Source organism: Streptomyces sp. ME19-01-6 (assembly GCF_033793745.1).
GTDB lineage: Bacteria > Actinomycetota > Actinomycetes > Streptomycetales > Streptomycetaceae > Streptomyces.
Map to the genome: position 1 here is coordinate 13,177 of NZ_JARAXF010000013.1, position 25,245 is coordinate 38,421.

Annotated in this window: 22 protein-coding genes and 3 pseudogenes; 18 read left to right on the plus strand and 7 right to left on the minus strand. The window is 68.2% G+C overall.

Annotation, left to right across the window (positions count from 1 at the left end):
* Positions 1-19: 19 nt before the first annotated feature.
* The 5 genes from PV419_RS26735 to PV419_RS26755 are packed head-to-tail and all read left to right on the plus strand — an operon-like array spanning position 20 to position 10,591.
* Positions 20-5,422, plus strand: a complete 5,403-nt coding sequence (locus PV419_RS26735; protein ID WP_319693296.1) for a type I polyketide synthase — start codon at positions 20-22, stop codon at positions 5,420-5,422.
* Positions 5,419-6,876 (plus strand): polyketide synthase, encoded by a 1,458-nt coding sequence (locus PV419_RS26740; RefSeq protein ID WP_319693298.1) that lies wholly within the window; start codon positions 5,419-5,421, stop codon positions 6,874-6,876. The genes PV419_RS26735 and PV419_RS26740 overlap by 4 nt, the downstream gene beginning before the upstream one ends.
* A gap of 28 nt (positions 6,877-6,904) precedes the next feature.
* Positions 6,905-8,476: a long-chain-fatty-acid--CoA ligase gene (locus PV419_RS26745; RefSeq protein ID WP_319693299.1), complete on the plus strand. Its 1,572-nt coding sequence runs from the start codon at positions 6,905-6,907 to the stop codon at positions 8,474-8,476.
* A 20-nt stretch (positions 8,477-8,496) separates the two neighbouring features.
* Positions 8,497-9,771: a cytochrome P450 gene (locus PV419_RS26750; RefSeq protein WP_319693301.1), complete on the plus strand. Its 1,275-nt coding sequence runs from the start codon at positions 8,497-8,499 to the stop codon at positions 9,769-9,771.
* Between the two features lie 58 nt (positions 9,772-9,829).
* The gene (locus PV419_RS26755) at positions 9,830-10,591 is read left to right on the plus strand and encodes an IS982 family transposase (RefSeq protein WP_319693303.1); all 762 of its coding nucleotides are present in this window, start codon (positions 9,830-9,832) and stop codon (positions 10,589-10,591) included.
* Here the strand turns inward: PV419_RS26755 and PV419_RS26760 are convergent.
* Positions 10,547-10,984 carry a VOC family protein gene (locus PV419_RS26760; RefSeq protein ID WP_319693304.1) on the minus strand — a complete coding sequence of 146 codons (438 nt, stop codon included), beginning with the start codon at positions 10,982-10,984 and terminating at the stop codon, positions 10,547-10,549. The two genes, PV419_RS26755 and PV419_RS26760, sit on opposite strands and share 45 nt — an antisense overlap.
* 145 nt (positions 10,985-11,129) lie before the next feature.
* On the opposite strand from PV419_RS26760, the gene PV419_RS26765 reads away from it, so the two are divergent.
* The gene (locus tag PV419_RS26765; RefSeq protein ID WP_319693306.1) at positions 11,130-11,867 is read left to right on the plus strand and encodes an acetoacetate decarboxylase; all 738 of its coding nucleotides are present in this window, start codon (positions 11,130-11,132) and stop codon (positions 11,865-11,867) included.
* Between the two features lie 322 nt (positions 11,868-12,189).
* Positions 12,190-12,636, plus strand: coding sequence for a hypothetical protein (locus PV419_RS26770; protein ID WP_319693308.1), 447 nt, complete (start codon positions 12,190-12,192; stop codon positions 12,634-12,636).
* Positions 12,637-12,667: 31 nt separating this feature from the next.
* Here PV419_RS26770 and PV419_RS26775 read toward each other — a convergent pair whose 3' ends face one another.
* From PV419_RS26775 to PV419_RS26785, 3 genes and pseudogenes are all read right to left on the minus strand, one after another.
* Positions 12,668-13,219, minus strand: a complete 552-nt coding sequence (locus tag PV419_RS26775; protein WP_319693310.1) for a DinB family protein — start codon at positions 13,217-13,219, stop codon at positions 12,668-12,670.
* A 26-nt stretch (positions 13,220-13,245) separates the two neighbouring features.
* A pseudogene (locus PV419_RS26780) lies at positions 13,246-13,608 on the minus strand (MFS transporter); the annotation flags it as partial.
* Positions 13,609-13,743: 135 nt separating this feature from the next.
* Complete coding sequence (locus tag PV419_RS26785) at positions 13,744-14,364, minus strand: LysR family transcriptional regulator (RefSeq protein ID WP_319693312.1); 621 nt, start codon at positions 14,362-14,364, stop codon at positions 13,744-13,746.
* Between the two features lie 130 nt (positions 14,365-14,494).
* Here PV419_RS26785 and PV419_RS26790 point away from each other — a divergent pair, with 130 nt between their 5' ends.
* The 4 genes and pseudogenes from PV419_RS26790 to PV419_RS53385 all read left to right on the plus strand — a co-directional run.
* Entirely contained in the window at positions 14,495-15,457 is a 963-nt protein-coding gene (locus tag PV419_RS26790; RefSeq protein WP_319693313.1) for an alcohol dehydrogenase catalytic domain-containing protein, read from the plus strand.
* A gap of 147 nt (positions 15,458-15,604) precedes the next feature.
* Positions 15,605-16,438: pseudogene (locus tag PV419_RS26795) on the plus strand (FAD-dependent oxidoreductase); the annotation flags it as partial.
* A 35-nt stretch (positions 16,439-16,473) separates the two neighbouring features.
* A complete protein-coding gene (locus PV419_RS26800; RefSeq protein ID WP_319693557.1) occupies positions 16,474-16,710 on the plus strand; it encodes an FAD-dependent oxidoreductase in 237 nt (78 codons plus the stop codon).
* Between the two features lie 228 nt (positions 16,711-16,938).
* A pseudogene (locus PV419_RS53385) lies at positions 16,939-17,178 on the plus strand (FAD-dependent oxidoreductase); the annotation flags it as partial.
* 249 nt (positions 17,179-17,427) lie between these two features.
* Here PV419_RS53385 and PV419_RS26805 read toward each other — a convergent pair.
* Positions 17,428-18,699, minus strand: a complete 1,272-nt coding sequence (locus PV419_RS26805; protein ID WP_319693315.1) for an MFS transporter — start codon at positions 18,697-18,699, stop codon at positions 17,428-17,430.
* 380 nt (positions 18,700-19,079) lie between these two features.
* Positions 19,080-19,688, minus strand: coding sequence for a hypothetical protein (locus PV419_RS26810; protein WP_319693316.1), 609 nt, complete (start codon positions 19,686-19,688; stop codon positions 19,080-19,082).
* Between the two features lie 838 nt (positions 19,689-20,526).
* Here PV419_RS26810 and PV419_RS26815 point away from each other — a divergent pair.
* The 7 genes from PV419_RS26815 (at position 20,527) to PV419_RS26845 (ending at position 23,805) form a co-directional block, all read left to right on the plus strand.
* Complete coding sequence (locus tag PV419_RS26815) at positions 20,527-20,754, plus strand: hypothetical protein (RefSeq protein WP_319693317.1); 228 nt, start codon at positions 20,527-20,529, stop codon at positions 20,752-20,754.
* On the plus strand, positions 20,751-20,939 hold the full coding sequence (locus tag PV419_RS26820; protein WP_319693318.1) for a hypothetical protein: 189 nt from the start codon (positions 20,751-20,753) through the stop codon (positions 20,937-20,939). Before PV419_RS26815 ends, PV419_RS26820 begins: the two co-directional genes overlap by 4 nt.
* Positions 20,940-21,010: 71 nt before the next feature.
* Positions 21,011-21,301, plus strand: coding sequence for a hypothetical protein (locus tag PV419_RS26825; protein ID WP_319693320.1), 291 nt, complete (start codon positions 21,011-21,013; stop codon positions 21,299-21,301).
* A 17-nt stretch (positions 21,302-21,318) separates the two neighbouring features.
* Complete coding sequence (locus tag PV419_RS26830; RefSeq protein WP_319693322.1) at positions 21,319-21,489, plus strand: hypothetical protein; 171 nt, start codon at positions 21,319-21,321, stop codon at positions 21,487-21,489.
* 234 nt (positions 21,490-21,723) lie between these two features.
* A complete protein-coding gene (locus PV419_RS26835) occupies positions 21,724-22,305 on the plus strand; it encodes a hypothetical protein (RefSeq protein WP_319693323.1) in 582 nt (193 codons plus the stop codon).
* Positions 22,306-22,913: 608 nt separating this feature from the next.
* Positions 22,914-23,456, plus strand: a complete 543-nt coding sequence (locus PV419_RS26840; RefSeq protein ID WP_319693324.1) for a class I SAM-dependent methyltransferase — start codon at positions 22,914-22,916, stop codon at positions 23,454-23,456.
* Positions 23,457-23,577: 121 nt separating this feature from the next.
* A complete protein-coding gene (locus tag PV419_RS26845; protein ID WP_319693326.1) occupies positions 23,578-23,805 on the plus strand; it encodes a hypothetical protein in 228 nt (75 codons plus the stop codon).
* A gap of 101 nt (positions 23,806-23,906) precedes the next feature.
* Here the strand turns inward: PV419_RS26845 and PV419_RS26850 are convergent, their stop codons facing one another.
* Entirely contained in the window at positions 23,907-25,151 is a 1,245-nt protein-coding gene (locus PV419_RS26850) for an MFS transporter (protein WP_319693327.1), read from the minus strand.
* Positions 25,152-25,245 lie beyond the last annotated feature (94 nt).

Sequence of the window (25,245 nt, forward strand, 5' to 3'; positions counted from 1 at the left end):
ACCTCACACCAGGAGCGATATGACGACACCCATGGGCAGCCAGAGCGGTCGGCAGAAGGCCGCCGACCCTGACGGAGAGCTGCTCCAGCGACTGCTGCTGGAGAAGTACGAACCGATCGCCATCGTGGGCATCGGTCTGCGGCTGCCGGGCGGTAACGACACGCGGGACTCCTTGGCGGAGTTTCTGCGCTCCGGGCGGGACGGCACCGGACCCATTCCCTCCGACCGCTGGGACGTCGCCGCGTTCGAGAGCACCGACCCGGCCGCGAAAGGCACGATCCGTACACGTGGCGGCGGCTTCCTCGAGGGCATCGACCGGTTCGACCCCGCGTTCTTCGGCATATCGCCGAAGGAGGCCGACTACGTGGACCCGCAGCAGCGGCTACTGCTGGAGACGGCGTGGGAGGCACTGGAGGACGCGGGGCTCGACGCGCACGCGCTACGCGGCAGCGACGGCGGTGTCTACGTGGGGATCAGCTCGGCGGACTACATGATCGCCGCGGAGACCCTGCCGTACGAGGCGATCAACGGTTATCTGGGAACCGGGACCGCCCACAGCGCCGCCTCGGGTCGGCTTTCCTATGTCCTCGGCTGGCACGGCCCCTGCGCGAGCTTCGACACGGCCTGCTCGTCGTCACTGGTGGCCCTGCACATGGCCGTACAGGACTTGCGGCAGCGGCAGTGCGACATCGCCCTGTGCGGCGGGGTCAACCTGGTCCACCATCCGCAGGCGCACATCGTGACCACCGATGCCAACATGCTGGCGCCGGACGGGCGTTGCAAAACCTTCGACGACCGCGCGGACGGATACTCCCGCAGCGAAGGGTGCGGTGTGCTGGCACTCAAGCGGCTGTCCGACGCCCAGCATGACGGCGACCGGATCCTGGCCCTGGTACGCGGCTCGGCGATCCGCCAGGACGGCGAGGGTGCCGGTCTCACGGTCCCCAACGGAAGCTCGCAGCAGCGAGTGATGCGCGCGGCGCTGCTCAACTCGGCGGTGCGGCCCGAGGACATCCAGTACGTCGAGGCGCACGGGACCGGCACCGCGCTGGGCGATCCCATCGAGTTATCGGCGATCGCCAAGGTCTTCGCCGAGTCGCACAGCCACGGCTCCCCGGTCTTCGTCGCGTCGGGCAAGACCAACCTCGGCCATGCCGAGGCCGCTGCCGGTGTCAGCGGAATCATCAAAGTGGCGCTGCAGTTGGGCGAGGGGCTCATCTACCCGCACCTGAACATGGACATCCCCTCCACTCATGTCGCATGGGACGAGCTCCCGGTCGCGGTGCCCCGCGAGCCCGTGTCCTGGCCGACCGGAACCCGCAGGGCGTTGGTGAACTCCTTCGGCTTCGCGGGCACGATCGCGTCCGCGGTCATCGAGCAGGCTCCCGCGTCCGATGCGGCACGGAATGCGAGCACCCGGCCTCGGTCCGGCGCGGCCGTGTTCACCCTGTCGGCCCGGACCCGCAAGGCACTGGCACTCCAGGTGGAGCGGTACCGGCGCTATCTCGCCGACCATCCGGATGCCGACGTCGAGGAGTTGTGCCACGCGAGCAATGTCCTGCGGGCGCATCATGTCTCGCGCGTCGCCGGAGTCGTCGGCGGCCTGGGAGATCTGGAGGCGCTGCTGGCCCGGCATGTCCACGGGACCGAGGACACCCCACAGCAGCGCAAAGTGGCTTTCCTGTTCAGCGGTCAGGGCTCCCAGTACCCCGGCATGGCTGCCGGGCTCTACCGAAGCCACCGGGTCTTCCGCGACACCGTCGACGCTTGCGACCGGCTGTTCGCGGAACACCTGGACGGGCCGCCCGTCCGCGATGTGATGTTCGGTGAAGGCCACGCCGCCGGACTGCTGGACCAGACCCGGTACACCCAGCCGGCACTGTTCACACTGGAATTAGGCCTGGCAGCGCTGTGGAAGTCGTGGGGCATCCGTCCGGACGTGGTGATCGGGCACAGCATCGGTGAGGTGGCCGCGGCCACCGTGGCGGGGGTCTTCCCCCTCCCCGACGCGATCGGGCTGGTGGCGGCGCGGGCCCGGCTCATGCAGTCGGTGTCCGCACCGGGCGGGATGATGGCGGTGCGGGCATCGGGTGAAGAGATCGCTCCGTTGCTCGGCCAGTACCCCGGCCTCTCGCTCGCCGCGATCAACGCTCCCGACCAGTGCGTGGTGTCGGGGGCCGCGGAGCCACTGGAGGCGATGGCCGCGGAGCTGACCGGGCATGGCCTGCGTACCAAGCGGCTGCCGGTATCCCATGCCTTTCACTCACCGCTGATGGACGAAGTGCTGGGGGAGTTCCGGAGCCTCATCTCCGGCGTGCGGTTCCAGGAGCCCGAGACCACCCTGATCTCCAACCTGAGTGGTCAGATCGCCGAGGTGGACGAGGTGTGCTCCGCCGACTACTGGGCGCGGCTGATCCGTGAACCCGTCGACTTCGCCGGTGGCATCCGGACACTGGCCGACCAGGGACCACACGCCATGGTGGAGATCGGGCCGGGCCGATCTCTGATCAACTCCGGACGCGCGGGTGTGACGGCCTCCCGGCACCTGTGGGCGGCATCGCTGGGAGCCGCGGGAGAGCAGGAGCGGGCGCCGTACGAGGCCGCCGCCCAGCTCTACGCGGCGGGCCTGCCCCTGTCGTGGCGAGGGTTCCACGAAGGCCGGCCGAAGCCGCGGCTCACCCTGCCGACCTACTGTTTTGACCGCAAGCGGTACTGGCTGCCGGAGTTCGGCAAAACCACGGGAGTCGGCGCCCATCATCCCCTTCTCGGCACCGAGACCACGACCGAGGAGCAACGCAGCGCCTTCGTAGGGGAGTTCGCCAGCAGAATCAGTGCCGACCGGCCGGACTACCTGGTGGATCACATGGTCGTCGGCCAAGTGGTCTTCCCAGCGGCGGGGTTCATAGAACTGCTCATCGCAGCGGTGGACGCCGTGCACGGCCACACCGGGCTTCCCATCGACGACATGCGCATCCATGAGCCACTGCTGCTGTCGGACGACGCCATCAGCTTGCGTACCCGGATCAGGACCACGGGGGACGGTGACGAGCTCATCGAGATCCTCAGTGTCAGCGACGACGCGGGCATCGAGAGGCTGCATGTCACCGCGATCATCGGCAAGGAGAGCCAGGACGCCGTACCGCTCGACGACGGCTCCGAACTGCTGGAAGAGATCGCCGGAGCCGAGGCCGGGGAGGAACAGCGGGGTCGGCGGATCACCGAGCTGTACGCGGACTTCGCGGATTCCGGTATGGGCTACGGCCCGCGTTTCCGTCTCATCGAGTCCTTCACCCGCCGCGGTGGCAACCTCGCGACGGCACAGATCACCGGTCCGGCGGGCGTGACCACCGAAAACCTCCCCCCAGCGATCCTCGACTGCGCGCTGCAGACCCTGGCCACCATCACCCAGCCCGGCCTTCCCGTCCGGCTGCGGTCCTTCCGACTGCTCAGTCGGCCCCGTGGCGCGACACTGCGCAGCGTGGTCCGGCTGCTCCCCGCACAGCCGTCCACCGATGCGGACTTCGTCGCCGATGTGGTGCTCTGGGACGGCGAACGAGTCGTATGCGTGCTGAACGGCCTGGAACTCAGGCGGATGTCATCGGTCGGCGTCGCTCGGCGGCGGATGTTCTATCAGACCCAGTGGGTCGAAGCGGCCTCCTCGGCCACGCCTGTCCCGGGACGTCGTGTCGCGCTGCTGCACAGTGGCCTGGAGGGGGAGAAGTCACTGGCCGAAGAGGCGGAGCGCACCGGCACCTCACTGGCCTTCGCCTCCGACCTGGCCCAGCTCCCCGAACTGCTCGCGCAAAGACCGGCCGATCTGTGCTGGTTCTGGCAGCCGGGTGAGCAGCCCGGCCTCGACGGCCTGCGTGCCGAATGCGAGCGGCAGTACACCGAGCTGCTGGAGCTGGTTGGCCTCCTGGAGACCTGCGGATTCGGGCCGGACCAGCGGCTGTGGCTGGTGACCAGAGGGGGCCAGTGGTTTCCCCAGGACGAGGCCGACGACGGCCGACGGCTGTCCGCCTCCAGCGTCTGGGGCTTCGGGGCGGTATTGCTGAGCGAGTATCCGAACCACCGGGTGTCTCTCCTGGATCTGCCGGTGGGCGAGACCGACCCGGCCACGGTGCTCAGGGAGTTGTTGAGCAGCGAACCCGACGAGTTCCAGATCGCCTACCGTGACGGCCGACGCCACGTCCGCCGACTGGTCCCGAGCGGCCCCGAGGAGCGGCTCGGGACCGAGGAGCGGCTCGGGACCGAGCCGGAGCCGTCGCCGGTCGACGGTGACCACACCTACCTCATCACCGGCGGGCTCGGTGGCCTGGGCCTGCTGACCGCTCGGACGTTGGTGGACCGCGGCGCGCGCCACCTGGCGCTGGTCAGCAGGCGAGAACCCGACGACGAGGAGCTCCAAAGGGTCAGGCAGACCCTCGGCGAGCAGGTCAGTGTCCGTGTGCACACCGCGGATATCGCGGAACCCGCCGCCGTCGACGCCTTGTTCGAGAGTCTCACCAAGGAAGGACCGGCCGTGGGCGGTGTCGTCCACGCGGCGGGGGTACTGTCCGACCGGCCCGTGAACTCGCAGGACTGGGACAACATCGACAAGGTCTTCCGGGCCAAGGTCTACGGAAGCTGGCTGCTGCACCAGGCCACATCCGACCTCCCCGAGGTCAGGTTCTTCATTGGATACGGATCCAGCTCCGCCGTGCTGGGCCAAGCGGGCCAATGCAACTACGCCGCGGGCAACGCCTTTCTGGACGCGCTCATGCACTGGCGCGGCGCTCTCGGCCTGCCCGGTACCGCGATCGACTGGGGTCCATGGGCGGAGATCGGCATGGCTGCCGCCCTGGACGAGGCGCACAAGCAGTCGTTCGAGCGGCAGGGAATGGTATTCATCCAGCCCCGGGACGGAGCCCGCGCGCTGACCGCGTTGCTGGACAAGCCCGTCCCACAGATCGTGGTCGGCGCATGCGACTGGACCACGTACGCCGCGACAAGGCCGTTGTCCAACGCCCTGTACGAACAGCTCGCACGTCCGAGGGACAACACCGTACCCACGGTCGACGTCGATCAACTGGCCGGGCTGCCCGAGGACGGACGGCGGCAGGCGCTCGCCGATCTGGTCCGGGGGACCGTGGCCAAAGTGCTGCGCTTCGACGCCACGGGTGACATCCCGGCCGACACGCCCTTCACACACCTGGGGCTGGACTCACTGGCCGCGGTGGACGTCAAGAACGGCTTGGAGGCGGCACTGCGCACCTCCCTGTCGGCGTCGATCACGATGGACTACCCGACAACGAACCTGCTCGTGGAACACCTTGACTCACTGGTCCGGCCGGACCATGGCGAGACGAGCGACCCGGGCGGCGGGTTGGAATCCCCCTTGGACGCCGAGGCCGAACTGGCGGCGTTGAAGGACCTCGGATGAGGGCGTACATCGAGTCGCTGGAGAAACTGTCCAGAAGTCAGTTGATGCTGCTCCTCGCGCGGCAGCACCAGGCCGAGACCGAGGGCTTGGCGGTTGTGGGGATGAGCTGCCGGCTGCCCGGAGGCATCGACACCCCCGCCGAACTGTGGGCGCTGGTCGGCGAGGGCAGGGCGCTGGCCACCGAGCAGGCCGGTGTCCCCACCGACAGCCTGGGCAGGCCGCGGTGGAACCTCGCGGCACCCGACATCGCGCCGTTCGCCGCCGCGCTCCGCCAGGGCGGATACCTCACCGACATCGACCTCTTCGACGCCGAGCGCTTCGGCATTTCCGAGGAGGACGCCCGTTGTCTCGACCCGCAGCAGCGACTGCTGCTCACCGAGACGTCCCGGGCGTTGGAGGACGCGGGCCTCACAGACCCGGGCGGTCGACGCGTGGGCGTCTTCGTCTCCGTCACCACGCCGGAGTACGGCCTGGCGGGGATTCGCAACGGCGTCACCACCGAGGGGATGTCCGCGCCGATGGCCACTGGCACGGTGGTCAGCGCGGCCGCCGGGCGGATCTCCGTCGGCCTCGGACTGAACGGGCCCGCGCTGACGGTCGACACCGCCTGCTCCTCCACTCTCGTCGCGGTGCACCTCGCCGGCGCCGCACTGCGCCGCAAGGAATGCGACGTGGCGATCGTGGGAGTGAGTCACCTGTTGCTGTCACCGGTCACCACCGCGGTCTTCGCCAAGGCGGGCATGCTGTCGGCCGCCGGGCGCTGCCGGCCCTTCACCGCCCGCGCCGACGGGTACGTCCGCGCCGAGGGGAGCGTGGTGCTGGTGCTGAAGCGCGAGCAGGACGCCCGTGCCGACAAGGACACGCCGTACGCCCTGGTCCGGTCGAGCGCGATCCATCAGCACGGCCGACGGTCCACGATGTCCGCCCCGTCCTCCGCGGGACAGCAGCGGGCGATCCGGGAATGTCTGAGCGCGGCCGGGGTCGACGCGGCACGGGTCGGTTACGTCGAGGCGCACGGCAGTGCTGACAAGGTCGCCGACGCCATCGAGATCGATGCGATAGCCACCGCGTACGAACGCGACTCCACGGACTGCCCGCCGCTCTACGTCGGCAGCGGAAAGGCCAACATCGGTTACCTGGAGACTGCCTCGGGGGCCGTGGGACTGGTCAGGGCTATTCTCGCGCTGCGCCACCGCACGGTGCCCGCGCAACCCGATTTCACCGATCCCAATCCGGCCATCTTCGGCCGGCCGATGTCGGTGACGGTGCCGACCAAGGCCCTGCCGTGGCCCTCGGAGGAGCACCGGCTGGCAGGCGTCAACGCGTTCGGCTTCACCGGGGTCAACGCACACGTCCTCATCGAAGCCGCCGGCACCGCACGGCCCGGCCCCCCTCTCGGCCCGACGCCGTCGGCCGGCGGCCGCCACTGGCTCGACTCCTACACCTGGCACTGACCGTTACTCCTGGCGAGCGAGGCACCGAATGAGCAGAACGCAGTCCAGCACAAGGCCCACGACACTTCAGGACAGCGTGGCCCGTCACGCGGCCGAACGGCCCCATCACCCCGCGCTGGTCTGCGGATCGGTCCAGGTCACCTACCAGGAACTGGACCGAAGGAGCGACCGGACCGCTCAGGCGCTGGCCGCCTTTGGCGTCCGGCGCGGCAGCCGGATCGCGCACTTCGCCCCCGACTCGGAGAGATTTCACGAGATCGTGCTCGCGTGCGCCAAGACCGGTGCGGTCCTCGTCCCGATCGACTGGCGGCTGACCGCCGCCGAGGTCACTCACATCCTGCGTGATTCCGGTACCGAGCTGTTGTTCTTCGGGCCGGCCCTGGCTCCGCTGGTGCAGGAGGCCCTGCCGGCCCTGCCGAGGCTTCAGCACACCGTCCCGCTGGACACGGCCGGTTTCGAGGCATGGGCTGACGACCGGCCCGCCGACACCGGGTTCGCCATCCCCGCCGACGCGGACACCGAAGTGGTACAGATCTATACGAGCGGCACGACCGGGGCGCCCAAGGGCGTCGTGCTGGCCCAGCGCAGCTTCTTCGCCGTCGCCGGCATGCTCGCCGAACACGGGCTGGAGTGGATCGACTGGCGTGCGGACGACCGGAGCCTGGTGTGCGTTCCCGGCTTCCACATCGGCGGCCTGTGGTGGGCGACGCAGGGACTCAACGCCGGAATCACGAACGTACTGCTCCCCGCGTTCGACAGCCTGCGCGCGGTCGACCTCATCAGGGAAGCCGGCATCACCACCGCCTGCATGGTGCCCGCGATGATGCGCATGATGTTGGACGAGCCTCATGTCGGCAGACCGGACTTCGCCACGCTGCGCAAGGTGGTCTACGGGGGGTCCCCGATCTCGGACACGCTGCTGCGACGCGGCCTCGACATCTTCGACTGCGACCTGGCCCAGATCTACGGGCTCACCGAGACCGGCAACACCGCGGTCTGTCTGCCTCCCTCGGAGCATCGGCCGGGCAGTCCCCGGCTCGCCGCTGCCGGACTTCCCTATCCCGGCGTACGGATGAGGATCGTGGACTCCCAGGGCGACGACGTGCCGACCGGAGAGATCGGCCAGGTGTGGCTGCACACGCCGGCCCGGATGGCCGGGTACTGGAATCTGCCCGATGCGACGGCGCGCACCCTCGTCGACGGCTGGATCGTCACCGGGGACGCGGGCTACAGGGACGAGGACGGCTACCTCTACATCCGCGACCGGATCAGCGACACCATCATCGTTGGCGGGGAGAACGTATACCCGGCTGAGGTGGAGAACGCGCTGTGCCGGCACTCGGCCATTGCCGAGGCCGCGGTGGTGGGCGCCCCCAGCTCCGCGGCGGGCGAAGAGGTGCGCGCGTACATCGTGCTGCGCCAGGGCCATGACGTACAGGCACAGGAGCTGACACGGTTCCTGAGCGGCCAGCTCGCCCGTTTCAAGATCCCCGGCAAGTACCACGTCATCGACGTGGTACCGCGTAACCCCAGCGGCAAGATCCTGCGCAGAAAACTGCGCGAGCAACTGTGGGCGGACAGCGACCGCAAGGTCAACTGACCTTGAGAAGAGGACATCCGATGATGGGCATCCGAGGTGCTCGTACGGCGATCAAGCTCGCCATGTTCCGGACCATGATGGCGGGGGCCGCGCTGTCCGGGGATCCCGCCGCGAAACTCCTGGCAATCCGGCAGCCCGCGAATCCGTTGCCACTGTACGAACAGATCCGGGAGCAGGGCGATGTGTACCGCAGCAGGCTCGGGATCTTCTGCACCGTCTCACACGCCCAGTGTCGATCGGTCCTGAAAGACCCTCGGTTCGGCATGCCGGTTCCCCCGTCACCCCCGGCCTGGGAGATGTGCCAAGGGGACGCGGACGCGCTGATCCACCCCATCGAGCGGTCGCTGCTGGCGGTGAATCCCCCCGAGCACACCCGGCTGCGCAGACTTGTCGCGCCCTGGTTCACCGCAAGTGCACTCCGTGCCCGCGCCGCCACGGTCGAGAAGATCGTCCACAGCCATCTGGACCGCATCTCCGGCGGCCAAGGCTTCGATCTGGTCCGCGACTTCACCGCGCAGGTGCCCACCGCCGTCATCGGTGACATGCTCGGCATCGAGATCGAGGACTACGAGCAGTTCGGCCGGTGGGGCATGGCGCTGGCCACCACCATCGACGGCGTACGCACCATGGGTGAGCGACGAATGGTACGCGCGGTGCTGGCGGAGATGACGGCGTTCTTCACTCAGCTGATCGAAGAGAATCGCCGCGCTGCCCGTGACAACGCGATCAGCGGCTTGGTCGGCGCCGAGGTCGACGGCCGGCCGGTCACCGACGAAGAGCTGATCGGGCTGATGGGGCTGCTGCTGGCGGCCGGTCTCGAGACCACCGTCAACCTCATCACCAACAGCGTGCGCTTTCTGCTGGAGCACCCGGATCAGAAACGACTGTTCCTTAACCGCCCCGATATCGCGCCCGACGTGGTGGAAGAGGCTCTCCGCTACGACCCCCCGGCGATGTTCACCGTCCGGATGGCCCTTGAGGACGTCGAACTCGACGGCCAGCTGATTCCTCGCGGCGGTTGGCTCGTCCAACTGCTGGGGGGCGCCAACCGAGACCCGAAGGTGTTTACCGACCCTCATCGCTTCGATGTCACCCGGGGCAACATCCGGGAGCACATCGCGTTCTCCGCCGGTGCGCATCACTGCGTCGGCTCAGGGCTGGCGCGGCTGGAGGCGGAGATCGCCCTGCGCGAGCTGTTCGCCCGCTTCCCGGACATGCGGATCGCCGGAGAGGTCACGATGAGGACCGCCCGCAGCGCGCGAGGTCCCAAGAGCGTCCCGATCAGCGTCGCCTAGATGGTCGATTCCAAGGGATCGGCTTCGCGCATGAGGCGAGGGAGCCCAAAGTGCGGTTGTGACGCCAGACCTGGACTCCCTCGCCATCGCACCGTACGTGAAAACCGACGACCTGCTGAAGGCATCGCCGCATCTCGCGCCGCGGCGACCGGCTGTCGGGATCACCCCGAAACTGACCGACGCCGAGCTCGTCACCCTCACGGTGACGGAGGCCCTGCTCGGGTTCACCTCCGAGGCCAAGCGGCCCCGCCACGCCCGCGCTCACCTGCGGAATCTGTGCCCGTACCTGCCCCAGCAGCCCGGCTGCAACAAGCGCCTGCGCAAGGCCACCGAGCTGCTCCGCCGAATCACCCGGCTGCTGGCCACCGACACATCCGTGTGGAGCGACGACGTATGGATCGTGGACTCCACGCCCGTGGAATGCGGCCGCTCCCGCGAGACCGTCAAACGCTCCGAGCTGGCCGGATGGGCCAAGTACTGCTACTGCGCCAGCCACAGCCGCTTCGGCCGCGACTTCGAGCACCAGCTGGCCGAGCGCGGCATCCGGCTGCTGCAGCCAACCCGCGAGGGCGAACCGAAACGGCCCGGAGCCGAGCTGTTCACACCACTGCGGCAGGTCATCGCGTCGGTCAACGAGACCTTCAAGGGCCAGCCCGGCCTGGAACGGCACCACGGCCGCACACCCGCCGGCGTCGTCGCCCGCGTCATGCAGCGCATCCTCACGCTGACCACCGCCATCTGGCACAACGACCAGAGCGGACAGCCCGTCCTGCGCTCACTGACCGCCTACGACCACCAACCCTTGGGAGTGATCATCTAACTTGGACGGCGCCAGGGTGCGCAGGACGTCGAACTCGTTGGCCTCGGGGTCGGCCATGACCACCCAGCTCCGGCCAGGGCCGTGGCCCACGTCCACCTTGGCGGCGCCAAGGCCGAGCAGCCTGGCCACCTCGTCGTCGGTACTGCCATCGATCGGGCTGACGTCCAGGTGGAGCCGGTTCTTCACGGTCTTGCCCTCGGGTACCCGGATGAACATCAGGGTGGGCGGCATCTGGCGGGCCCGGACCTCCTCGACGGTCGGCTCCCAGGAGCCGATCTCGACCTTGCCCTCGCTCCGGTCGATCACCTTGAAGTCCAGGACCGCGCACCAGAAGGCCGCGAGGCGCTCCGGATCGTGGCAGTCGACAACCAACTCGGTGAACCTACTGGTCATTACTTCCCCAGGCAGTGCGGACGGGTGCTCAGCCTATGGGGCCGCGCCACCCGTCCGGCAAGTCCGGGATCACTACGACCACTAACCCTTGGAATCGATCATCCAGGCCGTCGGGCCCATCCGTCCCAAAGGAGCCATAAGAACCATGCGTGCCGAAGACGTGCGCCGTCACTATGCCACCCCGATCGGCGCTCCCGCCTACCCGCCGATGCTGCCCAAGTACATCGACCGCGAGTACCTCAACATCTTCTATCGGACGGATCCGGACGCCGCCAGAGCCGTGACACCGGAGCCGCTGGAGATCGAGGACCCCATCGTGCGGTTCGAGGTGATGCGGATGAACGAGGTGACCGGGTACGGCCCCTACACCGAGGCCGGACAGGCCATCTCGGTCAGCTACCACGGCGAACCCGGCGAGTATCTGCGCGCGATGTACCTGGACAGTTTCCCGGCGGCCGCCGGTGGACGCGAGGTCGGCGCCTACCCCAAGGTCCTGGGATCGCCCTCGCTCTACATCGACAACGCCGCACTGGTCGGCACCCTCGACTACGGCACGCTCCGGGTGGCCACCGCGACCATGGGCTACAAACACCACGCCATGGACCCTGAGGACGCTCGTGCGCAAATCTCCATCCCCACCTACATGCTCAAGTTCGCCCCGGACTATGACGCGTCGATGCGGGCCTGCGAGCTGGTGCGCACCGAGATCACCGACATCGAGGTCAAGCAGGCGTGGACCGCGCCGGCCAGGCTGCAATTGTTCGAACACGTCCTCGCTCCCCTGGCCGACCTGCCTGTGCTGGAGATCATCTCCGCGAGCCATATCGTCACGGACCTGACGCTCGGTCCGATGAAGCCGGTACACAACTACCTCGAAGTCTGAACGGATTCCGCTTCGTCCGATCGATTTGCGAGAGCGCTCCGCATCGCGCACGTGGGCTGGTGATGGCCCGGCACTTCGCCGGCGAGGCCACGGCAAAGGGCCCACCACATATCCCCCGCTCCCTGCACCGCTCCTTCCAGCGGCAGGGCCTGACGGTGGGATCCTGCCTTGGCCTCCGGCGCCTCGAACGCTGCCGCCGGGTGCCAGCGGTGCGCTCAGTGGATGCGGCTCAACCAGGCCCAGCCCGGCCCGGGTGGGGGGCCGACCATGACCTGGTCGTCCACAGGACGACCTGGGAGCCGTCGGCCACGAGGCGTACGAGTTGCACGATGTGCTGCGGAAGAAGGCCGACATCGCGGGCGCGGGCATGGACAAGAGCGGGTCGGGTTCCACCGCGCAGGCCGCCAGGGAGCTGTCCGTGCAGAACATGACCATGGGGAACGAGCTCTCGACCACGGTCTCGGTCTGGGACACGCAGGTCAAGACGGTTCTCCAGATGTGCGCCCACGTCTCGAACCACCTGGACTATTCGAAGAAGGCACATACGAAGGACGACGAGTACCTCGCGGCATCGCTGCGCCACCGCGACGGCGCCGCGGTCCCGGTCTCGGAGATCTCCAAATACGTGACGACGGCGGTTCCGCCGGCGTGGAGGACGTGGCGGGCGACGGCGTATCCCATGCCGCTGGTGCCGCCGATGACGACGACCTTCTGGCCGGTGAAGTCGGGGGTGGTGCTGGACATGTGGTGCTCCTGTTTCGCTGAGTGACTGGACTGAGGCAGGTGGGCCGGTGCGGTGGTCAGGCGTAGGGGTTGAGAACGAGGTAGCCGTCGATGCGGCTGAGCCGGTCCGAGGCGGGGTCGGGCGGGAGGGCGTGGCCGAGGTTGTCGGCACGGACCTCGCTGATCCACTGGTCGTGCTGGTACTCGTGGTTGATGAGTGCGGTCAGCAGGTGGGTCACGACGATGGTCAGCTGAGTGGGGGCGGCGACCTTGCCGGTGGCGATGTCGCCGATGCGGGCGTGGACGCGTTCGGCGACGGTGTCGCGGAAGGTGGTGAGCCGTCGCACGGTGGGCAGGGCGCCGCGGAACTTCTCCAAATTCGCGGAGTCCATGAGCCCGTCCAGCTCCGGGTCGGGGCTGGGCTCGGCCGCGGTGAGGTTGCGGATCATGAAGTGGGCGACGTGGGCCTGGTGGCCGAGGTGCCAGCCGATGGCGCTGGAGTTCTCGTGCGGGCGCCAGGTCACCTCGTCCGGCGTGAGGTCTTGCCCATGAAACTGCCGAGCAGCAGGGCGGCGGAGAGGTTGGAACCGATCAGCGCTCTGTTGTTGTTCGGCGCTGGCCGCGAGCATGAGGAGGGTGCCAGGGATACGGGCGTTCAGCGGCTGGCGGGGATAAGCCGGAGGCCCGCCGCGAAGAAGACCACTGCGATGGGGCCGGGGACGAACATGGTCAGCCGCCAGCCGAACTCGGTCAGCACTCCCCCGAGCACCAGGCCGAGGCCGAAGCCCATGGTGCCGAAAACGGAATAGATGGTCAGAGCCTTGGCCCAGTTGTGTCCGGCGGCGAACGACGTCGACACGATGGACATGCCGGCGGGGACGGTGAATCCTGCCGCGACACACTTGACGAAGCACAGGGCGATCAGCGACGTCTCGCCGCTCATGAAGGCACTGACGATCGAGGCGATGCCGAAGACGGCGATGGCCGTGATGGAGACCTGGCGCAGCCCCGGCAGGTCCGCCGCCCGGGCCGCCGAGCAGCAGGAATCCGCCGTAGCCGAAGATGTGGGCGTTGACGATCCAGGCGAGCGCGCTGGCTGTCAGGCCGAGGGACAGGTCGACGCCGTCCAAAAACGGCGCGCCGGACACGAGGATCAGAAGTCCCCAGCTCGCTGCATCCCAGCGTTGGGGTGTGGCAACAGCGGTACTACACATGTGTCTCTTCCGAAGGAAGCGTCTTCCCCGCCATCGGGGCTGACGACGACGATCGGCTCGACGTCGATGACCCGGTGCTCGAAGCGCGGCATCGCGGCGACGGCCGGGATCAGGATGATGTCGAGCCGGCCGGCCGGCAGACATTCGCGAAGTTCCCGCATATTCGCCTCACGCAGCACGAGGTCGCGGGGCACGGGCAGGTCGCAGACCATGCTGAATGCCCGGGCGACCAGGTGCGAGCCGATCAGGGGCGAGACGCCCATACGGATCTTCTGCTCGCCGGGTTCGGTCAGCCGCCTGGCCTCCGCCGCGACGGCGCGAGCGCAACCAGGGCGCGCTCGATCAAAGGCAGGATCCGGGCGCCGAAAGCGGTCTGGGTCACCCCGCGCGGCGACCGGTCGAAACAGCTTCTCGCCGAGGCGCTCCTCCAGCTTGGCGATCCCGTTGGACAGGGCGGGCTGGGTGACGCCGTACGCCCGTGCGGCGGCGCTGAACGACTTGGTCTCGGCGACCGCCTGCGCGTACCGGAGCCCTTCGAGATTCAGGCGATCTAACGTCATAGGCATGCCTTATCGCTGCATTCACTGATGTCCGCTACCGGGCTCGTTTTCCTCGGCCTACGGTGGGGCTCCTGCTGATTCAGCATAAGCAGCAGCTATAGAGATCGTCGTGTTCGGATGAAAAGGCACCATGTCAGACTCTGCCGTGACCATGGTCGTGACCGAGTCCGGAGGGCCTCTGGGCCCCTCTGTGGCGCAGACGACATCGCCGACGGGCAAGTGGGTCCGTGTGTCCGTCACGGCGAGCGGCGTGTGCAACGCCGACATCGGAACGGCCGCGGCCACCGGTCCGGGCACCTCCTTCCCGGTCACCCCGGGGCACGAGGTCGCCGGTGTCATCGCCGAACTGGGCGACCAGGTCGAGGGCTGGGAGGTCGGGGACCGTGTGTCCGTCGGCTGGTTCGGTGGCAGCTGTGGGCACTGCGCCTTCTGCCGGGTGGGCGACGTCGTCCACTGCGCCGAACGCAAGGTGCCCGGCCTTTCCTACCCGGGTGGCTGGGCACAGAGCATCACCGTGCCCGCCGATGCCCTCGCACGCATCCCTGACGGATGCGACCTTTTCGACGCGGCCCCGTTCGGCTGCGCGGGCGTGACAACCTTCAACGCCGTGCGCAAGGCCGGCACCCGTGCGGGCGGACGCGTCGCCGTGTTCGGGATCGGCGGGCTGGGCCACCTCGCCGTCCAGTTCGCGGCGAAGCTCGGTTACGAGACCATTGCCATCGCCCGCGGCGGCGACCGCGAGAAACTCGCCCGCGACCTCGGCGCCCACCACTACATCGACAGCAATGCCCAGGCGCCCGGAGCCGCCCTGAAGCGACTCGGCGGCGTGCACGGACAGCTCACCCTCGTCGGTGTCGACGCGGGATCTCTGACCGTTCCGGCGGCCCAGCTCGTCATGAACGGCCACGCCGTCACCGGACACCTCACCGGCGGTGCGCGCGAGACGGGGGAGGCGATGGAATTCGCCGTCACCCACAACGTGCGCCCCATGACCGAGCGCATGCCGCTGGAGCAGGTCGGCGAAGCCGTCACCCGGCTGCGCTCCGGAGCCCCCCGCTTCCGCATCGTCCTGGACACCTCCAGCGGCATGTGACCAGGCCCTCCGGGCCGTCGGCCGCCGTCTTCGCCCAGTGCGGGCGAGTCCCCTGCCTGATGCCAACGGCTCGGCAACGCAGAATCAGCATGCCGGAAGTCGGCCCGAGGACACCGGACCACGGCCTGACCAGAAAGGAAGCCACACATGTCCCACCGGGACAGCCACGACGTGATCGTGGTCGGCGCCGGCGCCTCCGGGCTGGCCGCGGCCACCGCCCTGCACGCCGCCGGCCGCGACACGGTCTGCCTGGAGGCCCGCGACCGCATCGGCGGACTCCTGCTTTCGGCCCCCGTATTGCCCCCGGACCGGGCACTCGACCTGGGAGCCACCTGGTTCTGGGACGGAGAGGAGCGCGTGCGGGCTCTGGCCGCACGAGGCGGCATCGAGACCTTCGAGCAGCATCTCGCCGGGGACACCATCCTCCAGGACACCACCGGCACACGCCGCCTTGCCGGCAACCTGATCGATGCCCCCTCCCATCGATTCGCCACCGGCGCCCAGAGCCTCGCCTGTGCCCTCGCGGCCGCGCTGCCCACCGACGTCCTGCGGTCGAACACGCCCGTCACCGCCATCCACCCGCACGTCCGTGGCGGTCTTGACCTGCACACCCCGGCCGGGACCCTGCACGCCGAGCACGTCGTCCTGGCCGTCCCCCCGGCCCTGGCGCTGGAGCGCATCGACTTCGGCGACGCGCTCCCCGCCGACACCGTGTGCCTCGCACGATCCACCCCAGTCTGGATGGGGGCCGTCGCCAAGGTCGTCGCTCAGTACTCTGTCACCTTCTGGCGGGAGGCGGGGCTGGCCGGTGCGGCGATCAGCAGGACCGGCCCGCTGCAGGAGATACACGACATGTCGGGGCCCGACGGCGGACCCGCTGCCCTCTTCGGGTTCGCGCACGCCCGCACCGTCCGCCCGGGATTCGACGAGGCGGTCCTCGCCCAGCTCGCGCAGCTCTTCGGCCCGGCCGCGGCCACCCCTGACGTCCTGCACGTGCAGGACTGGAGCACCGAGCGGTGGACCGCCCCGTCCACCGTCCAGCACCTTGCCGACTACTCCTCTTCGGCCACTCCCTCTATCAGCGGCCGACGCTCGACGGCCGACTGCACTGGGCGTCCACCGAGACGGCGACCGACCACGCCGGACACATCGAAGGCGCCCTCGCGGCAGGAGAGCGGGCAGCGGCTGCCGTGCTGGCGTCGCGCACCGGCGCGAACGAACCCGGCATCAGCCTTACCGCCGCGAGCCGATAGGGAACCCGTCCATGGACAACCACTTCGATCTCGTCGTCGTCGGCTCCGGCTCCGGCTCCGGAAACTCGATCGTCGACAAGCCCACACCGCCGACACCGCCCGCGCACCGGAGCACGGCGCCGTACTGGGCGTCGACCTGACACTGCGCGGTGTCGACTGGCCCGCGGTGCGCGACCGGATCTTCGGCCGCATCGCCCCCTCGCAGCCTGCGGCGAACACTAGGTCGTGGTGGCTGTCGGCAGCCGCCCGGACGCCCCTGGCGTACCCGGCCTGGACCAGGAGCTCGGCTACCACACCAGCGACACCGTCATGCGCATGGACCGGCTTCCACGCCGTATGACGATCCTGGACTCGGGCTTCGTCGCCACCGAGATGGCCCACGTGTTCTCCTCCCTGGGCGTCGAGATCACCCTGATCGCCCGCGGCGACGTACTGCTGCGCCACGAGGACACGGACGTGGCCCGGCACTTCACCGAGCTGGCGCAGACCGGATGCGGACTATGCCTTCGAAGAGGAGGCGGACCGTTCGCTGGACATGCTCGACAGGGCCCTGGCATGTCCAACTGGGTATGTCAGCGAGGTTTTCTCAGTGGCGCGCTTCTTCCCATCCCGATTGGCGCTGATCGTCGCGATGACAGCTCCGTCGCTGACTGGGAGCGACATGTCAACGAGCAGCGCCTCTGCCATCGGGCAGGACGTTGCGCGAGATGGTCTGTTTCAGGATGCCTTTTGGTCGGCGGGCTTCTTGATCTCGGTGGTCACCCGTGCCCCTCGGAAGAGCACCGGGAGCCACAGGAGACATGCCAGCAGGGGGACTGCGGCGTAGGTGGCCATGCCCACACTCGAGCCCAGCCCGTCCATGAGCGCGCCGAGGACGAGATAGCCGATGCCGATGAGCGCCGACTCCACGAATGCGATCATCGACAGCAGGCTCGCCCGGTGGCGCGACGGCACAGCCTCGTTGAACACGTTGTCCACGATCACGGCGGTGATCTCAGGAATCCCGGCCAGGGCCAGGAACGCGGCGATGGTGACCCAGACAAGGCCGAGGCCGCTCAGGCCGAGTGCCGCGGCGAGCGTCAGGAGAGACACCGGGACTATGATCCGATACCCGATGCGCCGGTCCGCGCGGTCCGACAGCAGCGGAGTGAGCCCGCCGGCGATGAATCCCGCCGATATGACCACGCTGACCAATGCGGTGCCCGCTCCCTGATCGGAGAGGGTCTTCTGCGTAAAAATGATGTACGGCGTCAAAGTCGCATGCATCAATCCGGACACCACGACAAGCGTCACGAGCGCCGGCGTGGCGACCCGAAGCATCGCCCGCCATGCTGTGACGTCGCCGTGCTCCTCCTCGGCTCCCTCCTGCTCGTCCACCGCGTCCGCGCCGCGGATCTCGGGCACCCCTGACATCAGCACCACCACTGCCAGGACGAGGCACGCCGCCGAACCGACGTAGACGACTCCCCAGGAAATCTGCTGCAGTTGGCCGCCGAGGACGATGGCGGCTCCCGAGGTGACCGTCCCGAGCATGGTCAACCGGGACTTGATCTTGACGTAGCTGGCCGTTGCACCACGACGCACGAGCAGGTCGTACAGCAGGGCGGTGTCCGAACCGGACACACATGCCATGCCTACACCCTGCCCGATGAACAGAGCCAGGAACACCCAGTAGTTGGAGAACACCACCTGACCGAGCAGACATCCAGCTATCAGCATCTGGCCGATCACGATGCTGGCACGCCTGCCGATTCGGTCGGCGATGACTCCCGTCGGCAACTCCGCAAGTCCGCTGACCAGGTACAGCAGTGTTTGCAGTAGGGCCACTTGCGCGGCGGAGAGGCCGCGCTGATAAAGGAAGATGACGAATACGCCGCGCTGGAACAGCGAGTTGGTGAGCACGGCGTATACGTAGAACGGGCGCGTGACACTTCGTGCTGCATTGTCGACTGCAGCCGACCCGCTAAGGGCCTCTGTGGTGCCGGTCATGCTGCGGACTCCCTGGTGACTCCGGTGATCATTAGTGTTGGGCCTCCGCCGCCGACCGGAACCTCCAGTCCATACTTCGCGCTAGATATTGGGCCGGTCATCCGGGAACCGTTGCCAGCGCCGCGGCCATCTTCGGCGGTGGTGTCAAAGGCTGGAAACAGTAGCGTGCATCTTCTGGAAACGGTTGCGTACGTCTTGGAGCCGGCGTGCGCGTGAAGTCAGGGCAATCCCAGACCTCGTCACTGAGAAATGATCTTCGCTATACTCCAGCCGTAGATCGTGATCTTCATGTCTGATTCGCGGCTTGTCGGTGGTAGTGGCTGGCTCGGGCTCGGGCTTGGTGGCGGCATCGCCAGGCGGACCAGGCCAGCCGGTGCGCTCTACACGCTCTCGGGCAGGAACCTGGCGAGCGGCGCGTCGTCCCATATCTGCGCCTCGATGTACCGCTCGGGCCCTTGGCTTCCGTCGCGGTTCCAGTCCTGCGGCAGACCGTACTCGTCGATCAGCTGGAAGATCTCGTCCCTGGTGTAAACCTGGCCCCGGTATGGTCTCCCGTCGCCGCACCGCATCGTCGGGAACAGATCGCCATAGGTAAAGCTGACCGCCCGGGGATCGAACTCGTCGACGCGAAGCTTTACTTCCCGCCCCTCGCGGTACCACTGCCTGATCCACTCGCACGCGCCGAGCGTCATGTAGTGCGGACGGGCTCTGGCAGGTTCCCCGCCCTTGAAGATGAACAGTTCCCGCGCCCGCTCTTCAAGCTGCCGTCGGATCGCCAGGTAATCATCGGATCGGCGGCTCGCGAAGACATCCCCCCGCTCCTTGAGCCTCCGCTGAACGGCCTCGGCCGCTTCCTGCGCCAGATCCGACAGGTTCCTGAACGGCCCGCATTCGTGCTCGTAGTAGTGGTGCAGGAACCAGGCCCTCGTCGTGCGTGCGCCCATGGCCCCCCGGCAGATGACTCGCTGACCCACCCACGCCTTGTGCATGGGCGCTCAGTGTCACATACGCCGCCCGGCATCCGACAACGGCGCTGCCCGGGGCAAGCCGCAACAAGATCCCGATCTACGGCTGGAGTACTAATACTCCAGCAGGATTTTGCTGTCTGACCTGCGGGTTTCACTGGGCGGCTGGAGTGTAGCGGGCCGTGGAGTGGTCAGGGGTGGCCTTCGGCAGGCCGCCCCTCGATCGTGCGACAGCGCCGCAGGGCCTTGGTCGCGGCCTGGACCCATTGGAGCAGGCGCTCCCATCTGCCGTCCGCCGACCACAGGCGATGTGAAGTAGACCGCCGGCGAGGTGCTCGTGGTGCGAGCCCTTTCCGACGGCCCCTTCCCGAACGGAGCGGGCTAGTTTCCCAGCACACCGCTCTCCAGTGATTCTCTTCGAGTGGACGAAGAAGCCCGTCCTGCGTGAATTCCATGCTATGGGTCACCCTGGCCTGCGTCGACCAGATTGTTTGAGACGCCTCGCCATGACCTTCCGCAACTGACCAGGAGCGCCTGACCGCCCAGAGTTCGTTGAAACGGGACAGCTGGTGTCACGTTGTCACGCGGAATCCGCCCCAGGGAGGTGGAGGGGGTTCGGTGCCGCGACGAACAGCAAAACGGGCCCATTACGAATGCCCGTGGCGGTGCCGACACTGCCCGCATGCCTCCCCCACACGGGTAGCACGGCTTCGACCGTGTGCGCAGGCACGAGCGCGAGCGACGGCCCTCCGGCGGGCCCGGGCTCTGCCAGCACGTTCCCCGTGGCCGTACGGCCGAGGGGGAGGGCGCGGGGATTCGCGAGCGAGGCTCGTTACGGTCGCCGCGGGCGCTGAGGTGGGTGGTGATCGTGGTCGAGGTGCCGGTGGACCGGGTGTGGGTCGGCTACCTCACCGGGCAGCGACTGCCCGAAGGCGACGTCACCCGCTGGGCGCCGCCGGTGCTGCTGCTTCCGGCCGCCGTGGTGTTCTGCGTGGCGGCCGGGTGGGTGTGGTGGACGAGCGTGGTGGCGCGGAACCGCTCCCCGCTGCGCGAGCCGTGGGTCGTCGCGACGCGGTGTTCGTCGCGATGACGTCGGTGTTCTGCGACGTCGCGTCGGTCGGCAGTCGCTCGGTGTCGGTCGACCTGCTCGGCGTGGTGGTGACCGCCCTGGACGTGATCGGCCTGTTCTTCATCCCGGCCGCGTGCTCCCGCCACCCGCCGGACGTCATTCGCCGACGCTCGGCAGACGCCCCAGACTGCATGGAACCGAAGTAATCGCGCAGGCCGACAAATTGTTCGAGCAGCGCCCGCCGGGCATGCTGCGCGTCCAGGGAGAAAGGCAGATCATGTCCGAACTCGACAGTCAGGCGGTGGAAGCGTCGCTCAGGAAGGCGTGGAGCCGCTGCAGGGGCGACGACGCGGACGACGGCGCCGAGGCGGTCCACCAGACTGTCCGGGGGGCGGTCCAGCCTCTCCCCGGCGAGCCGCGGCCGGGATGGACACCCGAACAGGAGAGGCAGATCCAGGCCACGGTGGGCCAGCTCCGGAAGGTCCGGGATCTGGCCGGCCCGATGCGGGCCGGTGGCGCCGGCACCGGGAGTGGCGGGCACGGCAGCGCTTCGCTGACCTGGCGATAACGGGCGGCGCGGAGCTGGTGGACGAGGCGGTGCTGCGGCACTGGAAGAACCACATGGCGGTGGGGGCGCTGCTGGAGTTCGCCGTCAGTGCGATGAAGCACGACGATAGCGAGCCGGCGCTCCGCCGGATGGAGACGGTGCACGCCACCGCGTACAAGCACGAGTCCAGCCGCGGATCCACTGTCTGACCGTAGTGGTGAGCGTTGGCGGCGGTGTCCTGGCTGTCGGAGTCGATGAGCTTGTTGATCCACTGGGCAAGTGCGCCGGGGCCTCCCCCGCTGTACCCGACGCTGTTGCCGCGTCCGTTCTCCTCTGGAGGGAACCGCAGAACGCCGGCAGCGGTCCTGATCCAAAACAGGCCGACGCGCACTCTGCCTCTTGCGGAGTGTCCCGGCACGAGGCAGCGCTGTTAGTTTCCTTGCTTGACCAAGGACGACGGGAGATGGATACCCATGAGTGGTGAGGCGGAGAGCGCGAGGCGACACGCCCCCTTGGCCCCTTGTTGTCGGGTTCTTGTTGCCGCTTGTCTCAGCCTATTACTCACGCTGTTGACGGCTGCATGCTCGGAAAGCAGCACAGGCTCCTCCGACGAGAACCGACCTGCATCCTCGGCCAGCCCGAGCACATCCGCCGGCAAGCACTTCCTCTTCTACGCCCTCTATCGCAACAGCTCGGGCCAGCACTACTTCGATCTGCTCGAGTGGCGGACCGACCCCCATGGGGTTCTCTCGGGGACGTGGACGAGTGTGTCCTTCTCCTCGGACAGCGGGCGTATGCTGCGCGATCCCGAGCCCTTCAATGGCCGGCAGGACGGCAACAACATCACCATCGAAACGGAATTGGGCGGGATCGGCAGGCCTGCCCATGGCTCGATCAGCGGAGGCACTCTCACTCTGGACGTCGATCTGGCAGCCCAGTCGAACACCTATAAGGCTACGAGCCGGGAGGCCTTCGACAAGATCGTTGGTGAGGCGGAAGCAGCAGAAGCATCTGGATCGCCCTGATCCTCTGGCGTCCTGGGGCCTCGGCCGACCGATCACGCGGCCTGCGCGCGTGGTGGTGCAGCAGCTGACTCGGCGGGGCGGTCTCCCGGTCCGTGTTCACCCGCGGAGCCTGCCCAGCCGCTCCTGGACGTGGGACCGAGCCTGGGTTCGGTGTAGAGAACGAAATGGGTGACCCCCTTCGTGGGGTTGGTCAGGTTCAGACCCCGCTGCTCGTAGGTCAACTTGCTAGTCTTGGGCTTGGTTGATCGTCTGGCCGGGCGGCTTCGACAGTGCTCCGAGAGACGCTGCCCGGCTGGCGCGTCAGGTCAATCCCCTGTGCGGCGGCCACCAGGAGCAACAGGCGAGTACGGGTTGTGGGTCAGGTGGGCAACGAGTCAGCGCCGGGGGCCGGTGAACGGCCAGCCTGCGGGGTGGAGAAGGTGCCCGGTTGAGCGCGTGCCGGACGTACTTTCTGACCGTGTTCGCGTTCGCCGGCGCCGCCGCCCGTGCCCGGAATCGCCGGCGGCACGGACAGGCTGAGCGCGCTGGAGGGCTTCGGGCAAGCGGCGGAGCTTCTGATCGGCCACTGCATGGTCGCACGGGCAGCGCTGACGGCCCCGTAAGCTGACGTGCGGCTTGCCGCTCTGCCCCGCCTGCCGTGCCCCGACGACGAGTTCGATGCCGTGGTCGGCAACTTCGTCCTCAACCATGTCGGACGGCCCCGGGAAGCCTTGAGGGAACTGCGTCGGGTGACGCGGCCTGGCGGGAGGATAGCCGTCACCGTCTGGGCGGTTCCCGCGGCCGCCGGGCAGGCCCTGCTGGGTAGGGCTGTCCGGGCGGCGGGCGTCACCCGTCCCGCTCACCTGCCGACTCTGGCTCCTGAGGAGGACTTTCCGCGCACTGAACAGGGCTTCGCCGCGTTGCTGGGCGAGGCGGGTCTGATGGACGTCGTCTGCGACACGCTGTCCTGGGACCATCGGACAACTGCCGAAGAGTGGTGGAGCGGACCGGCCGCCGGAGTGGCGACGATCGGGCAGATTGTGACGAGCCAAGATCCAGTGGTAATTGCCGATATCAAGGACTGCTTCGAGTCGCTGTGTGCGGAGTTTGCCGGCCCGGGCGGCGTATTGGTGTTGCCTCACGCGGCCCTGATGGCGCATGGCCGGGCATGATGTTGCCCTCCCCGGAACGGGCAGGGCGGGGCAGGTCAGGGATTGAGGTTTTATCGTCCAGCTTCGGGCGGCGCCTTTGCGGGCCAGACGCCTGGTGATGAGGGTGATAGCGGCCCACGTGATGAGCGTCTCGGAGCTTCCGCGTCTTCGGCGCCGTATTCGCTTCTCCCTGTGCGTCGGAATTGTCGGCGCCGCGTCCTACGTCATCGCTCAGGGCGCAGCCGCAGCCGGCGCCGGCCCGCTGGGCACGGGGGCCGCCGGCGCCATGGGTATCGTGTTCCAGCGCGGTCGCAACCAGCAGCAGTCCATCGGCCAGCAGGAGTTCCGCACGCTGAGTGCCTGGCACTGAGCAGCCTCAGCCAATCCCGGCGTCACGAAGCGTGAACGCCACCCGATGATCTGCCGCACGATCCGGTCTCGGCAGTCGGCATGAGGAATCGCTGCGAGAGGTCATCTTGGTGGCGGGGTCGGGGTCCTGTGTCGTGTGAACGCCCACAGTACGAGCCCGAGGCAGCTGAACGTGGCACCCAGTGCACATACGGTGCCCCAGCCGGCCACCGTGTAGAGGGAGGTGGCGGCGACGGCGCCGGTGGCGCTGCCGATCGAGTAGAAGACCATGTATCCGCCGATCAGCCGACTGCCCGCGTCCGGGTGCAGCGCGTAGATCAGGGTCTGGTTGGTGACATGGACCGCCTGCACGGCGAGGTCGAGAAGGATCACCCCGACGAACAGGGCCCAAAGCGAGCTGCGGGTGAAGGCCAAGGGCAGCCACGAGGCTGCGAGCAGTGCCAGGGCGATGCCGGTGGTCCGCCGGGAGAGCCCGCGGTCATTCAGGCGGCCCGCCACGGTTGCGGCCAGGGCGCCGGCGACACCGATCAGCCCCAGCGCCCCGATCGCGCTGTGGGACAGGAAATACGGGGCCTCACTGAGCGGCAGCGCGACGCTGCTCCACAGGGTACTGAAGGCAGCGAAGATCAGCAGACCGAACAGGGCCCGGAGGCGCAGCAGTCGTTCCCGCGCGAACAGGGTGATCGTGGAGCGCAGGAGCTGTCCGTAGCGCAGAGTTGTCGGCGGAGCCTCACTGTGGCGCGGCAGCACGCGGTACAGGACCAGGGCGAGCAGAGCGGTGAGTAACGCCGAGGCGAGGTAGACGGAGCGCCAGCCTGCGAGATCGGCCATGAGGCCGGATACGGTGCGGGCGAGCAGTATTCCGATGACCACGCCGCTGGTTACCAGACCGACGACCCGTCCGCGGCCGGCGGGAGGGGCCAGTGATGCCGCGAAGGCCACCAGCGTCTGCGTGACGACCGCGAGGAGCCCCATCGCGGCCATGCCCGCGAGCAGGATCGTCGCCGTGTGGGCGGCGGCTACCACGGTCAGCGCCACCACCAGGAGCAACAACTGGGCCACGATGAGCCGTCTGCGGTCGGCCACGTCGCCCAGCGGCACGAGGAAGAAAAGTCCCAGCCCGTATCCGACATGCGTGAGGGTGACCACGCTGCCGACAAGTGCCGGGCTCATGGCGAGGTCATGGCCCATGGTCACCAGGAGCGGCTGGGAGAAGTAGACGTTGGCCACAGCTGCCCCGCAGGCGACGGCAAACAGCATGACGACGCCACGGGACAGGACGAACGCGGGACCCTCCCCGCTTCCGGCCTCGGTCCGTCGTGTCACAGCCTCGCCGTTGCCGGACATCAGCACTCCCCCGCATTCTGGTTTCATCTTGCTACCAGTGGCGACGGTAACTTCTTTGGTAGCATGTTGCAACCATCGTGAGAGTGAGGGACGC

What these genes read in the sequence shown, in the direction of transcription:
- PV419_RS26790 (WP_319693313.1), top strand. Translation starts at nt 14,495, where the DNA reads ATGTCAGACTCTGCCGTGACCATGGTCGTGACCGAGTCCGGAGGGCCT.
- PV419_RS26810 (WP_319693316.1), bottom strand. Translation starts at nt 19,688, where the DNA reads ATGCACAAGGCGTGGGTGGGTCAGCGAGTCATCTGCCGGGGGGCCATG.
- PV419_RS26785 (WP_319693312.1), bottom strand. Translation starts at nt 14,364, where the DNA reads ATGACGTTAGATCGCCTGAATCTCGAAGGGCTCCGGTACGCGCAGGCG.
- PV419_RS26765 (WP_319693306.1), top strand. Translation starts at nt 11,130, where the DNA reads ATGCGTGCCGAAGACGTGCGCCGTCACTATGCCACCCCGATCGGCGCT.
- PV419_RS26735 (WP_319693296.1), top strand. Translation starts at nt 20, where the DNA reads ATGACGACACCCATGGGCAGCCAGAGCGGTCGGCAGAAGGCCGCCGAC.
- PV419_RS26845 (WP_319693326.1), top strand. Translation starts at nt 23,578, where the DNA reads ATGAGCGTCTCGGAGCTTCCGCGTCTTCGGCGCCGTATTCGCTTCTCC.
- PV419_RS26820 (WP_319693318.1), top strand. Translation starts at nt 20,751, where the DNA reads ATGACGTCGGTGTTCTGCGACGTCGCGTCGGTCGGCAGTCGCTCGGTG.
- PV419_RS26805 (WP_319693315.1), bottom strand. Translation starts at nt 18,699, where the DNA reads ATGACCGGCACCACAGAGGCCCTTAGCGGGTCGGCTGCAGTCGACAAT.
- PV419_RS26850 (WP_319693327.1), bottom strand. Translation starts at nt 25,151, where the DNA reads ATGTCCGGCAACGGCGAGGCTGTGACACGACGGACCGAGGCCGGAAGC.
- PV419_RS26825 (WP_319693320.1), top strand. Translation starts at nt 21,011, where the DNA reads ATGTCCGAACTCGACAGTCAGGCGGTGGAAGCGTCGCTCAGGAAGGCG.
- PV419_RS26745 (WP_319693299.1), top strand. Translation starts at nt 6,905, where the DNA reads ATGAGCAGAACGCAGTCCAGCACAAGGCCCACGACACTTCAGGACAGC.
- PV419_RS26775 (WP_319693310.1), bottom strand. Translation starts at nt 13,219, where the DNA reads ATGCTCGCGGCCAGCGCCGAACAACAACAGAGCGCTGATCGGTTCCAA.
- PV419_RS26760 (WP_319693304.1), bottom strand. Translation starts at nt 10,984, where the DNA reads ATGACCAGTAGGTTCACCGAGTTGGTTGTCGACTGCCACGATCCGGAG.
- PV419_RS26740 (WP_319693298.1), top strand. Translation starts at nt 5,419, where the DNA reads ATGAGGGCGTACATCGAGTCGCTGGAGAAACTGTCCAGAAGTCAGTTG.
- PV419_RS26750 (WP_319693301.1), top strand. Translation starts at nt 8,497, where the DNA reads ATGATGGGCATCCGAGGTGCTCGTACGGCGATCAAGCTCGCCATGTTC.